The sequence below is a fragment of the Nocardioides pymetrozini genome, assembly GCF_046058985.1.
Classification (GTDB): Bacteria; Actinomycetota; Actinomycetes; order Propionibacteriales; family Nocardioidaceae; genus Nocardioides.
This window is the reverse complement of the sequence record NZ_CP175556.1, coordinates 1-13,540: the sequence shown is the minus strand read 5'-3', so window position 1 is coordinate 13,540 and position 13,540 is coordinate 1. Positions and strand designations below refer to the sequence as shown.

General features: G+C 70.8%; 11 protein-coding genes and 2 tRNA genes. 2 read left to right on the top strand and 11 right to left on the bottom strand.

Annotated features, from left to right (window positions below; translation table 11 throughout):
* Window positions 1-130: 130 nt before the first annotated feature.
* The 8 genes from ACJ5H2_RS00065 to recF form a co-directional block, all read right to left on the bottom strand.
* Window positions 131-203: transfer RNA gene (locus tag ACJ5H2_RS00065), tRNA-Ala, on the bottom strand.
* Window positions 204-258: 55 nt separating this feature from the next.
* On the bottom strand, window positions 259-384 hold the full coding sequence (locus ACJ5H2_RS00060) for a DLW-39 family protein (protein ID WP_408897517.1): 126 nt from the start codon (window positions 382-384) through the stop codon (window positions 259-261).
* A gap of 59 nt (window positions 385-443) precedes the next feature.
* A tRNA-Ile gene (locus ACJ5H2_RS00055) sits at window positions 444-517 on the bottom strand.
* 284 nt (window positions 518-801) lie between these two features.
* A complete protein-coding gene (locus tag ACJ5H2_RS00050; protein WP_408897516.1) occupies window positions 802-1,299 on the bottom strand; it encodes a DUF3566 domain-containing protein in 498 nt (165 codons plus the stop codon).
* Window positions 1,299-3,923, bottom strand: a complete 2,625-nt coding sequence (gene gyrA / locus ACJ5H2_RS00045; protein WP_408899668.1) for a DNA gyrase subunit A — start codon at window positions 3,921-3,923, stop codon at window positions 1,299-1,301. Before gyrA ends, ACJ5H2_RS00050 begins: the two co-directional genes overlap by 1 nt.
* A gap of 129 nt (window positions 3,924-4,052) precedes the next feature.
* Window positions 4,053-6,164 carry a DNA topoisomerase (ATP-hydrolyzing) subunit B gene (gene gyrB / locus ACJ5H2_RS00040; protein WP_408897515.1) on the bottom strand — a complete coding sequence of 704 codons (2,112 nt, stop codon included), beginning with the start codon at window positions 6,162-6,164 and terminating at the stop codon, window positions 4,053-4,055.
* Window positions 6,165-6,458: 294 nt separating this feature from the next.
* Entirely contained in the window at window positions 6,459-7,049 is a 591-nt protein-coding gene (locus tag ACJ5H2_RS00035) for a DUF721 domain-containing protein (RefSeq protein WP_408897514.1), read from the bottom strand.
* The gene (recF, locus tag ACJ5H2_RS00030) at window positions 7,042-8,163 is read right to left on the bottom strand and encodes a DNA replication/repair protein RecF (protein WP_408897513.1); all 1,122 of its coding nucleotides are present in this window, start codon (window positions 8,161-8,163) and stop codon (window positions 7,042-7,044) included. The genes ACJ5H2_RS00035 and recF overlap by 8 nt, the downstream gene beginning before the upstream one ends.
* A 101-nt stretch (window positions 8,164-8,264) precedes the next feature.
* Between recF and ACJ5H2_RS00025 the strand changes: the two genes are divergently transcribed.
* Both ACJ5H2_RS00025 and ACJ5H2_RS00020 read left to right on the top strand, forming a co-directional pair.
* Complete coding sequence (locus ACJ5H2_RS00025) at window positions 8,265-8,822, top strand: NINE protein (RefSeq protein WP_408897512.1); 558 nt, start codon at window positions 8,265-8,267, stop codon at window positions 8,820-8,822.
* 13 nt (window positions 8,823-8,835) lie between these two features.
* Window positions 8,836-9,243, top strand: a complete 408-nt coding sequence (locus ACJ5H2_RS00020; RefSeq protein WP_408897511.1) for a DUF2752 domain-containing protein — start codon at window positions 8,836-8,838, stop codon at window positions 9,241-9,243.
* A gap of 108 nt (window positions 9,244-9,351) precedes the next feature.
* On the opposite strand, the gene gnd is transcribed toward ACJ5H2_RS00020, so the two are convergent.
* The 3 genes from gnd to dnaA all read right to left on the bottom strand — a co-directional run bounded on the left by gnd (window position 9,352) and on the right by dnaA (window position 13,429).
* Window positions 9,352-10,269 (bottom strand): phosphogluconate dehydrogenase (NAD(+)-dependent, decarboxylating), encoded by a 918-nt coding sequence (gene gnd / locus ACJ5H2_RS00015; RefSeq protein ID WP_408897510.1) that lies wholly within the window; start codon window positions 10,267-10,269, stop codon window positions 9,352-9,354.
* Between the two features lie 58 nt (window positions 10,270-10,327).
* Complete coding sequence (gene dnaN / locus ACJ5H2_RS00010) at window positions 10,328-11,473, bottom strand: DNA polymerase III subunit beta (protein ID WP_408897509.1); 1,146 nt, start codon at window positions 11,471-11,473, stop codon at window positions 10,328-10,330.
* A gap of 441 nt (window positions 11,474-11,914) precedes the next feature.
* Window positions 11,915-13,429, bottom strand: a complete 1,515-nt coding sequence (dnaA, locus tag ACJ5H2_RS00005) for a chromosomal replication initiator protein DnaA (RefSeq protein ID WP_408899667.1) — start codon at window positions 13,427-13,429, stop codon at window positions 11,915-11,917.
* Window positions 13,430-13,540: the final 111 nt, after the last annotated feature.

Genomic DNA, 13,540 nt, shown 5'->3' with positions numbered 1-13,540 from the left:
GCTGAAGTCTCCGGACCCGGCAATCCCCGCTGGACCTTCCCCCGCCAGTCCCCCACAGCCGGGCTTCACAAGTCCGGACGCTGGTTCCGAAAATGACAGAAACCGCAGGCTGACCTGCGGTTTCGTCGAGTGGAGCCTAGGGGACTCGAACCCCTAACCCCCTGCTTGCAAAGCAGGTGCGCTACCAATTGCGCCAAGGCCCCTGACGGCCACCGGTGCGCATCGCAGGCGCGACGACACGGCGTACGGCCGGGTGATTCAGTTCTTCGGGAGGGTGTCGGTGGCCTCGGCCCAGAGGGCCTGCTCGGCCTTGCTCTGCCGCAGCTTCTTGCTGGCGACGACCGCTCCGAGCGCGGCCAGGGCCGCGAGGACCAGCTTCTTCACTGCACACTCCCGTTCTTCCAAAGAAGCCCCGGTCCGCGTGACGCGGCCGGGGCTTTCCGTGGGCCTAAGAGGACTTGAACCTCTGACCCCCACATTATCAGTGTGGTGCTCTAACCGTCTGAGCTATAGGCCCGGGTGACTCGCCGCTCTGGGTGGAAGCCCCGCGGCAGCAAGCCGAGGACAGACCTTACCGGAGCGGGTGAGCGGGGGACAAAACGGGGCGGGAGGCGGGGTGGGGGCCGTGGTTTCGAGGCTCGGCGCTGGGGCGCCTCACACCTCAACCACCGGACGGCGCCCTGGCGCTGGGGCGCCTCGCATCTCAACCAGCGACAGCGGCCGGGGTCCCTGGCGCCTGAGGCAGCGCCTTGGTTTCGAGGCTCGGCGCTGGCGCGCCTCGCACCTCAACCAGCGGCGGGGTCAGTTGTCCTCGGCGAGGGTGATCTCCACGCCGCCGAGGAGCGCGGCGGACATGTTGTAGAGGAAGGCGACCAGGGTCGCCGCCGCCGTGATCAGTACGACGTCGATGGCCGCCACGAGCATGGTGAACCCGAGCACGCGGCTGGTGCCGACGTAGTCCTCGATCCGGAAGGACGCGAGGTCCTCGCCGCCGATGCTCTCCTGGATGGTGGAGTTGATCGAGTCCCAGACGCCGGCCGCGCCGAGCACCTGCCACACCATCGCCACCGACACGACGGTGACGACAGCGAAGGCGATGGAGAGCAGGAAGGAGGTCTTCATGACCGACCACGGGTCGATACGGGTCAGCCGGAGCCGGGCCCGGCGCGGGGCACGGCCCCGCGCCGGCGCGGCCTGCGCGGACGGGGGGACGGGGGCGGTCCCGGGCGCCGAGGGCGCGCCTGCGGGCCGGCCGGCAGCAGCCGGCCGAACCACGGTGTCCTCGACGCGCTCGGTCATCAGCCCTCACTCTCCCCATCGGCCTCGTTCGCGGCCTCGGATCCCTCGATTGTGGCATCCGGAGCCTGATCGGGCGATTCCGTCGCGACCTCCGCGGTCTCGATCACACCCTCGACCGCGGCCTCGGCGACGCTCTCGATGACGCCCTCCACGGCGCCCTCGTCGAGGATCCCCTCGTCGGCCTCCTTGGCCTCCACGGAGCGAGCCACGACCGCGACGGCGTCGCCCTTCTTCGGGCTGACGAACTTCACGCCCTGCGTGGCGCGGCCGGTCGGGCGGAAGTCCTCGTTGATCGGGCTGCGCACGACCTGGCCGGACTGGGTGATCGAGAGGACCTCGTCGCCGTCGACGACGATGAAGGCGCCGACCAGGGAGCCGCGCTCCTCGTTCTCGAGCTTCATCGCCTTCACGCCCAGGCCGCCGCGGCCCTGGATCTTGTACTCCGAGATCCGCGTCCGCTTGGCGTAGCCGCCGTCGGTGATGGTGAAGACGTACTGGACGTTCTCGTCGCTCTCCTCGTGCGCGGCGTCGGCGGCGCGGATCACGGTCATCGAGAGCACGGCGTCGCCGTCGCGGAACTTCATGCCGGTCACGCCGGACGTCGCCCGGCCCATCGGGCGCAGCTGCTCGTCGTCCGCGCCGAACCGGATCGACTGGCCCTTGCGAGAGACCAGCAGGATCGAGTCGTCGCTGCTGACCAGCTCGGCGCCGATCAGCTCGTCGTCGTCGTCGCGGAAGTTGATCGCGATGACGCCGGCCTGGCGCGGGCTGTTGTAGTCGCCGAGACGGGTCTTCTTGACCAGGCCCTTCTTCGTCGCCAGGACGAGGTACGGCGCCTGCTCGTAGTCGCGGATCGCCAGCACCTGCGCGATCGACTCGTCCGGCTGGAAGGACAGCAGGCCGGCGACGTGACCGCCCTTGGCGTCGCGGGAGGCCTCCGGGAGGTTGTAGGCCTTGATCCGGTAGACCCGACCGGCCGTCGTGAAGAACAGCAGCCAGTGGTGGTTGGTGGTGGAGATGAAGTGCTCCACCACGTCGTCGCCGCGCAGCGAGGCGCCGCGCACGCCCTTCCCGCCGCGCTTCTGCGTGCGGTACTGGTTGGCCAGCGTCCGCTTCGCGTAGCCGCCACGGGTGATCGAGACGACCAGCTCCTCGTCGGGGATCAGGTCCTCCATGGACAGGTCGCCGTCGGCCGCGATGATCTGGGTACGACGGTCGTTGCCGTACTTCTCCACGATCTCGCCGAGCTCGTCGGCCACGATCTGCCGCTGCCGCGTGACGTTGGCGAGGATGTCCTTGTAGTCGGCGATCTCGAGCTCGATCTCGGCCAGGTTGTCGATGATCCTCTGGCGCTGCAGCGCGGCCAGCTGGCGCAGCTGCATGTCGAGGATCGCGGTCGCCTGGATCTCGTCGATGTCGAGCAGCTGGATCAGGCCCTCGCGCGCCTCCGCCACGTCGGGCGAGCGCCGGATCAGCGCGATCACCTCGTCGAGCATGTCGAGCGCCTTGACCAGGCCGCGCAGGATGTGAGCCCGCTTCTCGGCCTCGCGCAGGAGGTACTCGGTCCGGCGCCGGATGACCTCGACCTGGTGCTCGATCCAGTTGCTGATGAACTGGTCGATGCTCAGCGTGCGCGGCACGCCGTCCACCAGCGCCAGCATGTTGGCGCTGAAGTTGGTCTGCAGCTCGGTGTGCTTGAGCAGGTTGTTCAGTACGACGCGCGCGACCGCGTCGCGCTTGAGCACCACCACCAGGCGCTGCCCGGTGCGGTCGGAGGTGTCGTCGCGGACGTCGCTGATGCCCTGCACCTTGCCCGAGTCGGCGAGCTCGGCGATCTTCAGCGCCAGGTTGTCCGGGTTGACCATGTAGGGCAACTCGGTGATGACCAGGCAGGTGCGCCCGCGGCTGTCCTCGTCGACCTCGATCACCGCGCGCTGGGTGATCGAGCCGCGGCCGGTGCGGTAGGCCTGCTCGATGCCGTTGTGGCCCACGATCAGGGCGCCGTTGGGGAAGTCCGGGCCCTTGATCCGCTCGATGAGCGCGTCCTGCAGCTCCTCGCGGGTGGCGTCGGGGTGCTCCAGCGCCCACTGGGCGCCCTCGGCGACCTCGCGCAGGTTGTGCGGCGGGATGCTGGTGGCCATGCCGACCGCGATGCCGGCCGAGCCGTTGACCAGCAGGTTGGGGAAGCGCGAGGGGAGGACGACCGGCTCCTCCGAGCGACCGTCGTAGTTGGGCTGGAAGTCGACGGTCTCCTTCTCGATGTCGCGGACCATCTCCATCGCCAACGGCGCCATCCGGCACTCGGTGTACCGCATCGCGGCGGCCGAGTCGTTGCCCGGGGAGCCGAAGTTGCCCTGGCCCTGGACCAGCGGCGCGCGCATCACCCACGGCTGGGCGAGGCGGACGAGGGTGTCGTAGATCGCGGTGTCGCCGTGGGGGTGGTACTGACCCATGACGTCGCCGACGACGCGCGAGCACTTGGAGAAGCCGCGGTCGGGGCGGTAGCCGCCGTCGTACATGGCGTAGAGGACCCGGCGGTGCACCGGCTTGAGGCCGTCGCGGACGTCGGGCAGCGCCCGGCCGACGATGACGGCCATCGCGTAGTCGATGTACGCGCGCTGCATCGAGGTCTGCAGCTCGATCGGCTCGATGCGGCCGCCGCCGGTCCCGTCGCCGCCGAGGTTGCTCTGGATCTCAGTCACGATTGCTCTTTCTGATCTGCTCTACGGATATCTAAGAAGCGCGCTAGACACTTAGATATCGAGGAAGCGGACGTCCTTGGCGTTGCGCTGGATGAAGGACCGGCGCTGCTCGACGTCCTCCCCCATCAGGATCGAGAAGATCTCGTCGGCCTGGGCCGCGTCGTCCAGGGTCACCTGCAGCATCAGCCGCTGGCTCGGGTCCATCGTGGTCTCCCACAGCTCCTTGGCGTTCATCTCGCCGAGACCCTTGTAGCGCTGGACCGGGTTCTCCTTGGGCAGCTTCTTGCCCTGCTCGAGGCCGTCGCGCATCAGCGCGTCGCGCTCGGCGTCGGAGTAGACGAACTCGTGCTCGTGCGGCTTGTTCCAGCGGATCCGGTAGAGCGGCGGCTGGGCCATGTAGACGTAGCCGTGCTCGATGAGCGGCTTCATGAACCGGAAGAGCAGAGTCAGCAGCAGGGTGTTGATGTGGTGGCCGTCGACGTCGGCGTCGGCCATCAGCACGACCTTGTGGTAGCGCAGCTTGGCCTCGTCGAACTCCTCGTGGATGCCCGTGCCGAGCGCGGAGATGATCGACTGCACCTCCTGGTTGCCCAGGACCTTGTCGATGCGCGCCTTCTCGACGTTGAGGATCTTGCCGCGGATCGGGAGGATCGCCTGGATCCGCGGGTCGCGGCCCTGCCGGGCCGAGCCGCCGGCGGAGTCGCCCTCGACGATGAAGACCTCGCACTCCTCGGGGTTCGTCGACTGGCAGTCGGAGAGCTTGCCGGGCAGGCTCCCGCTCCCGAGCAGGCCCTTGCGGTTGCGCGCCAGGTCGCGGGCCTTGCGCGCGGCGATCCGGGCGGTGGCGGCGGCCTGCGCCTTGCGGATGATCTCCTTGCCCTCGCTGGGGTTCTGCTCCAGCCAGGCGCCGAGCTGGTCGTTGACGACCGACTGCACGAAGCCCTTGGCCTCGGTGTTGCCGAGCTTGGCCTTGGTCTGGCCCTCGAACTGCGGGTTGGAGATCTTCAGGCTGATGATGGCGGTGAGACCCTCGCGGATGTCGTCACCGGTGAGCCGGTCCTCCTTCTTCTTGATCAGGCCCCACTCCTCGCCCCACCGGTTCACCAGCGAGGTGAGCGCCGCGCGGAAGCCCTCCTCGTGGGTGCCGCCCTCGGGCGTGTTGATGGTGTTGGCGAAGGTGTGGACCGACTCGTTGTACGACGACGCCTGCCACTGCATCGCCAGCTCGAGGCTCATCGGGTTCGGCACGTCGTCGCCGGTGTCGGCCTCGGCGGCGATGATCGAGCTGATCGGGGTCTTGCGACGGTTGAGGAAGTCGACGTAGTCGGCGAGTCCGCGCTCGTACTGGAAGACCTGCTCGAGCGCCTTGTGCCCGTCGACCTCCGCGGCGTGGATCTCCGTCGCGGCGTCCGCGACCCCGTCCACCTCGCCGGTGCCGTCCTCGACCGCGGCCGCCAGCTCCTCGGCCTTCGGCCGGGCGTCGCGCAGCTCGATCCGCAGGCCCTTGTTGAGGAAGGCCATCTCGCGGAAGCGGGTCGAGATCGTCTCGAGGTTGTAGTCGGTGGTCTCGAAGATCTCCGGCGACGCCCACCAGGTGACCGTCGTACCGGTCCGCTCGCCCTCCTCGAGGGGGCGCACCTGGCGCAGCGGATAGTCCGGTACGCCGAGGGAGAACTCCTGCTCCCACAGGTAGCCGCGGTTCTTCACCTCGAGGTGCAGCCGCGTCGAGAGCGCGTTGACGACCGAGGAGCCGACGCCGTGCAGACCGCCGGAGACCTTGTAGCCACCGCCGCCGAACTTGCCGCCCGCGTGGAGCACGGTCAGGGCGAGGGTCGCGGCGGGCAGCTCCTGGCCGGGCGCGGTGTCGGTCGGGATGCCGCGGCCGTTGTCGACCACGCTCACCGAGCCGTCGGCGTTGAGGGTGACCTTGATCGTGTCGCAGTAGCCGGCGAGCGCCTCGTCCACCGCGTTGTCGACGATCTCCCAGATCAGGTGGTGCAGACCGCGCTCGCCGGTGGAGCCGATGTACATGCCGGGCCGCTTGCGGACCGCCTCGAGTCCCTCGAGCACCTGGATCGCGGAGGCGTCGTACTCCGGAAGCACGGCGGGCGTCGCCTCGGGGACCTCGGGCACGACCTCAGGGGACTGGTCGTCAGTGGACACGCGCTACCTCATTCACTTGGTCGTTCCGCCGGACGCCGTGCCGCGACGGATCGGGAATTGCCGAAGGCATGGCGAAGGCCGAGTCGAGCGTCCCGAGACGCGTTCCCGGCCGATGGCCCATTCTAGCCGTCTGAGGGCCGCAGGACACGTGTCGGCACCCGGCATGGGGACAACCGCGCGCGAAATGGGGGCCCAGACGGCTCAGAATCGCCGATGGGAGGGCCGCGGAGGGGGTCGGGTGAGTCCCCGTACGCCGCCGGCCGCCCCGGGCCGCCCCAGCGATGAGCCCGGGGATCAGCCGTAGGTGTCGCGCGGTCCCCGGCTGCCCGGCGCCTTGCGCCGGCCGTGCTTCCAGGTGGGCGCGTGCGGGCCGAGCACCTCGACGACGGTGACCGTGCCCTCGCCCAGCTCGGCGTTGAGGCGCTTGACCACCGAGCTCGCGAGCAGCTTGAGCTGGGTGGCCCAGGCGGTGGAGTCGGTCCGCACCACGAGGACGCCGTCGGTCAGCGACTCGGGCGTGCTGTGCGCGCCGATCTCGGGGCCGACGATCTCGGCCCAGCGTGCGAACACGCCGCGCACCTGGAGGTCCAGGCCCCAGCCCCGCCCGTCGATGAGCCGGTCCACCTCGGTCCCGAGGCCCTGCGGGTCGCGCCCGTCCGGGTGGGCTCCGCTGAGCTGCGCCTCGCCGCGCGCCCGGCGGCGCCCCGGGGTCCAGGCCCGCTCGCCGCTGCCGGGCGTGCGCCACGGGCGGCGCTTCGCCGGCACCGCGCTGGCGCCCGCGGTGCCCTGCATCTGGGCCCGGGCGAGGTCGAGGCCGTCGGAGCGGTGCTCCTCCGGCTGTGAGTCCTCGGCCTCCCCGGCCTCGGGGCGCTCCGGGTCAGCCACGGGTCACCTCGCCGGCGGCCACCTGGAAGGTCATGCCCGCCAGCTCGGCCGGTACGTCGGCCGCCACCGCGGCGGTGACCAGCACCTGCTCGGCGCCGGCGACGAGGCCGGCCAGCTGCACGCGCCGCTCGGTGTCGAGCTCGGCGAAGACGTCGTCGAGGATGAGGATCGGGTCGTCGCCGTCCGCGCGCAGCAGGTCGTACGACGCCAGTCGCAGCGCCAGGGCGAACGACCACGACTCCCCGTGGCTGGCGTAGCCGCGGACCGGCAGCCGCTGGTCGTCGCCGGGACCGAGCGTGAGCAGCAGGTCGTCGCGGTGCGGGCCGACGAGGGTGACGCCCCGGCCGATCTCGTCGCCCTGGCGTCGCTCGAGCTCGGCGCGGAAGGCCTCGGCGGTCGGCTCCGGGACGGTGGCCTCGTAGCTGATCCGGGCGTCGTCGCGCGAGGCGCCGCGGGCGACCGCCTCGTAGGCCTTGCCGACGTAGGGCGCCAGGTCGGCGGTGAGCGCGAGCCGGGCCGCGAGCAGCTCGGTGCCCGTCGCGACCAGGTGGTCGTCCCACACCGCCAAGGTGGCGAGAGCGGCGTCGCGGCTGGAGCCGCGGGCGGCGTACAGGGTCTTGAGGAGGGTGTTGCGCTGCCTGAGCACGCGCTCGTGGTCCGCGATCACGCCCGCGTAGCGCGGGGTCCGCAGGACCAGCAGGTCGTCGAGGAAGCGGCGGCGCCCGCCGGGGTCGCCCTTCACCAGGGCGAGGTCCTCGGGGCTGAACACCACCGTGCGCACGATCCCGGCCAGCTCTCGCACCCGGGAGAGCGGCGAGCGGTTGATCCGGGCCCGGTTCGCGCGGCCGGGGTTGAGCTCGACCTCGAGCACCGCGGTGCGGCCCTCGCGGACGACGGCCGCGCGGATCACGGCCTGCTCCGCACCGGCACGGATCAGCGGCGCGTCCGTCGCGACCCGGTGCGAGGACAGGCGGGAGAGATAGTCGACGGCCTCGACGAGGTTGGTCTTGCCCTGGCCGTTGCGGCCGACGAAGGCGGTGACCCCGGGCTCGAGCTCGACGTCGACGTCGGCGTAGGAGCGGAAGTCGTGCAGGCTCAGCCGTGCGACGTGCACATGCTCACCTCTCCTCGACTCCGGGCCACGTGACGATTCTCCACCCGAACGCCGTGCGCGTACGGGTTTGGGCGCCCTCGGAAAACCCTAGGCTGACCCGCATGACGCAACCACCCACCCCTCCCTACGGCACGCCCGACCCCTCCGGTCAGCAGCCGCCCCAGCAGCCCCCGCCGCAGCAGCCGCCCGCCGGGTACGGGCAGCCGGGCCCTGGACAGCAGGGCTACGGGGCGTACGGCGCACCGGGCGGCCAGCCCGGGTTCGGCGGCCAGCCCGGCTACGGCGCCCCCGCGGCCACCGGGCCGTTCTACATCAACTACCTCGGCCAGGAGCAGGGCCCGATCGACTTCGGCACCCTCGCGCAGATGGCCGTCTCCGGCCAGATCAAGGCCGACACCGCGGTGCGGCCGGCCGACAGCCAGCAGTACGGCCTGGCCAAGGACGTCCCCGGCCTCTACTCCGACAAGGAGTGGCTGACGACGGTGCTCCTGTCCTGGCTGCTCGGCTTCCTCGGAGTCGACCGCTTCTACCTCGGCTACACCGGCCTGGGCATCGCCAAGCTGCTCACCTGCGGCGGGCTCGGCATCTGGTCGATCATCGACCTCGTGCTCGTGCTGCTGCGCAAGGTCCCCGACGCGCAGGGCCGCCCGCTGCGCTGACCCGCACCCGCGGATGGAGACGACGCGATCGCCGGCCCGGCGGCCGACGACCACCGAGGTGGTCGCGGCCGTCGGCGTCGTAGCGCTGGGCGCCAGCGTCGTGCTCTCCCCCGCGCACATCGAGGACGGGCCGGTGCTCTGCCCGTTCCGCCGGCTGACCGGGCTCCCCTGCCCGGGCTGCGGCCTGACCCGCTCCTGGGTCTACCTCGCCCACGGCTGGTGGCGCGAGTCCTTCCTCGCCCACCCCTTCGGGCCGCTGCTCGCGAGCGTCGTGGTCGCGCTCGCCGTCGCCGTGCTGCGCGCGCGGGTACGCCGCGGGGCACCGCCGTCACTCGACCGGCTGGTCAGGCACCCGCTGGCGATCGTCGTCCTCCTGGCCTGGCTCGGGTTCGCGCTGGTCCGCGCGGTCCTCGCCCTCTGAGCGAGCGCCACGCTGCCGCTCGCGGCGAAGCCGCGTCGGCGGCCAGCGTGGGCCGAGCGCAGCGAGCGCCTACGCGCAGGCGTCGACGGGCGACGCGCTCGCGCCAGATCAGACGTCCGGGTTGGCCTCGCCACCCGGGGGCGGCTCGGTGTGCACGGCGTGCCCGCCGAACTGGTTGCGCATCGCGGCGATCGCCTTCATCGCGGGGCTGTCCTCCTGGCGCGAGGTGAACCGGGCGAACAGCGACGAGGCGATGACGTGCATCGGCACCGCGTTGTCGATCGCGGCCTGGACCGTCCACCGGCCCTCGCCGGAGTCGTCGGCGTAGCCGCGCAGCTGGTCGAGGTGCTCGTCGTCGGTGATCGCCTCGGTCAGCAGGTCGAGCAGCCACGAGCGGATGACCGTGCCGTGGCGCCAGGAGTCGAAGATCGCCGGGACGTTCTCGACGATGTCGACCTTCTCGAGCAGCTCCCAGCCCTCGGCGTAGGCCTGCATCATCGCGTACTCGATGCCGTTGTGGACCATCTTCGCGAAGTGGCCCGCGCCGGGGGTCGGGCCGGCGTGGACCGCGCCGCCCTCCTCGGGCTTGAGCGCGTCGAAGGCCGGCTGGACCTTCGCGATGTCCTCCGGCGCGCCGCCGTACATGAGGGCGTAGCCGTTCTCCAGGCCCCAGACGCCGCCGGAGACGCCGCAGTCGACGAACCCGATGCCCTTCTCGGCCAGTGACGCGGCGTTGATGGCGTCGTCGGTGTACTTGGAGTTGCCGCCGTCGACCACGAGGTCGCCCTCGCTGAGCAGCTCACGGAGCTGGGCGATCGTCGAGCGGGTCGGGTCGCCGGCGGGGACCATCACCCACACGACCTTCGGGCCGCTCTCCTTGCCGAGCTCCTCGACCATGGCCGCGAGGCTCGGCACGTCGGCCAGGTCGGGGTTGAAGTCGTAGCCGACGACGGTGTGGCCGGCCTTGCGCAACCGCGTGCGCATGTTGCCGCCCATCTTTCCGAGTCCGACGAGTCCGATGTGCACGGCGGTGCTCCCTCCGAGTGGTGTGCGGGTGACGTGCGGGGTGCGTCCTGGGGGTGGGTCAGCTGAGCAGGCGGCGCGGCATCAGCAGGTAGCGGAACGTGCCGCCGTCCTCGCTGTCCGCCTCGTCGCCGGTGCCGCTGATGACGACCGGCTTCGAGGGCTGGGTGAAGGCCAGCTCGACGACCGGCTGGTCGATCGCCGTGAGGCCGTCGAGCAGGAAGTTCGGGTTGAAGCCGGTGACCAGCTCGTCGCCCTCGATGTCCGCGGCGACCGACTCCGAGGCCTGGGCGTCGTCGCCGGAACCGGCGTCGAGGACCAGCGCGCCGTCGCGGAAGCTGAGCTGGACGGCGGTGTTGCGGTCGGCGACGAGCGAGACCCGCTTGACCGACTCGATCAGCTCCTGCCGGTCGATCCGGGCGACGGTGAGCTTCTCGCTCGGGAACAGGCTGCGCACCTTCGGGAACTCGCCGTCGAGGAGCCGGGTCGTCGTACGACGCACGCCGCCGGGGCCGGTGCCCTCGAAGCCGATGATGCCCTCACCCGAGCCGGACGCGGAGAGCGCGATGGTCACCTCGGGGCCGGCGGTCAGCGACTTCGCGGTGTCGCCCAGCACCTTGGCCGGCACCAGCGCGGCCAGCGTGGCGTCCGGGGTGCCCGGGTTCCAGGCGAGCTCGCGCTGCGAGAGGCGGAAGCGGTCGGTGGCGAGCAGGGCGATCGTCGAGCCCTCGATCTCGAGCCGGACGCCGGTCAGCACCGGGAGCATGTCGTCGCGCCCGGCGGCGGTGACGGCCTGGGCCACCGCGTGGGCGAAGGCCTCGCTCGGCACGGTGCCGGTGGCGGCCGGCATCTCGGGGATCGTGGGGTAGTCCTCGACCGGCAGCGTCTGCAGCGAGAAGCGCGAGGAGCCGCAGGTCAGCGAGACCCGGGCGCCGTCGAGGACCAGCTCGACGGGCTTGTTGGGGAGGCTGCGGCAGATGTCGGCGAGCAGCCGACCGCTCACGAGGGCCTTGCCCTCGTCGCTCACCTCGGCCGCCAGCGTGGCGCGCGCGGAGGTCTCGTAGTCGAACGTCGAGAGCACCAGTCCGTCGTCGCCGGCCTCGATGAGGAGTCCCGCCAGCACAGGTGCACTGGGCCGGACGGGCAGGCTGCGCGCAGCCCAGGCGACGGCGTCGGCGAGGACGTCGCGGTCGACACGGAACTTCACGTCGTCGTACCTCTTCACGAGTGGGGTGGGAGTTGCATCCTGCCATGTCGTCCCAGCGCGCGGCACGGGGAGGGATCGATGGGAATCCATCCACAGATCGGAGGTCCGGAGGAGTTCCGGCGATCGAGGTGCGCAGGTAGTCAGGGAGTGGTCATAGCGGTGGTGGAAACTGTGGAGAACTCGCGTTTGCCCAGGTGAGAGGCCTGGTTGCCGGTGGATGGCGGCTGTGGAGGAAGCGGTCGGCCGCGAGGCTGGGTGTGGACGACAGGGCCGGTGTGGACGGCCGGCCTGGCCGGTCCACGGAATCCTCCCCGTGTAGTTCGCACAGGTGGGAGTGGGTTTTCCACAGGAGACAGTTTCACCGGCCGGCCGGTGAAACTCACGCTGGGACGAAGAAGTTTCATCGTCCAAGCGTGAGTTTCTTCGTCCAACCCCGCGCTCTCAGGACTGCCGGGCCTGCATCTTCACCCGGTTGGTCAGCTCGCTGACCTGGTTGAACACGGCGCGCCGCTCGCCGAGGAGCTGGTTGATCTTGCGCTCGGCGTACATGACGGTGGTGTGGTCGCGGTTGCCGAACTGCGCGCCGATCTTCGGCAGCGACAGGCCGGTGAGCTCGCGGCACAGGTACATGGCGATCTGCCGCGCCATCACCAGGTGACGACCACGGCTGGGGCCGGTGAGCTCGTCGATGGAGAGCCCGAAGTACGCCGCGGTCTGGGCGATGATGAGCGACGCCGTGATCTCGGGCTCCCCGCCCTCGGGGATGAGGTCCTTGAGGACGATCTCGGCCAGCGTCATGTCGACGTCCTGGCGGTTGAGGTTGGCGAACGCCGTGACCCGGATGAGGGCGCCCTCGAGCTCGCGGATGTTGGTCTGGATCTTGGAGGCGATGAACTCCAGCACGTCCGAGGGCGCGGTGAGCCGGTCCATCGCGGCCTTCTTGCGCAGGATCGCGATCCGGGTCTCGAGGTCGGGCGGCTGCACGTCGGTGATCAGGCCCCACTCGAACCGGTTGCGCAGCCGGTCCTCCAGCGCCTCGAGCCGCTTCGGCGGGCGGTCGGAGGTCAGCACGATCTGCTTGTTCGCATTGTGGAGCGTGTTGAACGTGTGGAAGAACTCCTCCTGGGTCTGCGTCTTGCCCTCGAGGAACTGGATGTCGTCGATCAGGAGCACGTCGATGTCGCGGTACTTGCGCTTGAACCGGTCCTGCCGGTCGTCGCGGATCGCGTTGATGAACTCGTTGGTGAACTCCTCGCTGGAGACGTAGCGCACCTTGGAGCCGGCGTAGATCGTGCGCACGTAGTGGCCGATCGCGTGCAGCAGGTGGGTCTTGCCGAGGCCGGACTCGCCGTACACGAGGAGCGGGTTGTAGCTGCGTCCGGGCGCCTCGCTCACCGCGACCGCCGCCGCATGGGGGAAGCGGTTGGACGAGCCGATGACGAAGGTCTCGAAGGTGTACTTCGGGTTGAGCCGCGACTCGCCGCTGGGCGTGGCCGCGGGGCCGGCGTTGTTTCCGCCCTGCTCGGCGCCCGGACCCTTCGTCGACAGGTCGACAGGTCCATTTGTCGACATGGCGACTTGTCGATCCGCCAGGTTCTGGGCCGGCGGGGGGCTGGTCTCCCCGGGCAGCTCGAAGGCGGGCTCGAAGCCGTCGTAGCCCGCGGCCGGGGCGTAGGAGGCGGGGTCGTCGTACGACGGCGGGGCGGCCTCGGTGGACAGCTCGTGGCGCAGGGAGGCGTCCACGGTGACCGCGAGCTGGACGTCGTGGCCGAAGCGGTCGCTGAGGGCGTCCTCGAGCTCGCCGCGCAACCGACCCTCGAGGCGCTTGCGGGTGAAGTCGTCGGGGACGGCGACGATCGCGGTCGTGCCGTGCAGGGTCACCGGGCGGCTGGCCTGGAGCCACGCGCGCTGGTGGGTCTGGAGCTCGCCCACGACGGTGGTCCACTCCTGGACCAGCCGGGCCGTCGCCGGGTCGACCGGAGGGGTGCCGGGCGCCGGGGAGCCGGGGGTTCCGGTGCCGTCGGCGCTGCTGCTCTCGTCCTGGGGCTGATCCGGGTTGCCGGCCAC

Excerpts from the sequence above, each read along its gene's own strand:
- ACJ5H2_RS00050 (WP_408897516.1), bottom strand. The coding sequence starts at position 1,299 with ATGACCGAGCGCGTCGAGGACACCGTGGTTCGGCCGGCTGCTGCCGGC.
- ACJ5H2_RS00020 (WP_408897511.1), top strand. The coding sequence starts at position 8,836 with ATGGAGACGACGCGATCGCCGGCCCGGCGGCCGACGACCACCGAGGTG.
- gyrA (WP_408899668.1), bottom strand. The coding sequence starts at position 3,923 with ATGCAGCGCGCGTACATCGACTACGCGATGGCCGTCATCGTCGGCCGG.
- ACJ5H2_RS00025 (WP_408897512.1), top strand. The coding sequence starts at position 8,265 with ATGACGCAACCACCCACCCCTCCCTACGGCACGCCCGACCCCTCCGGT.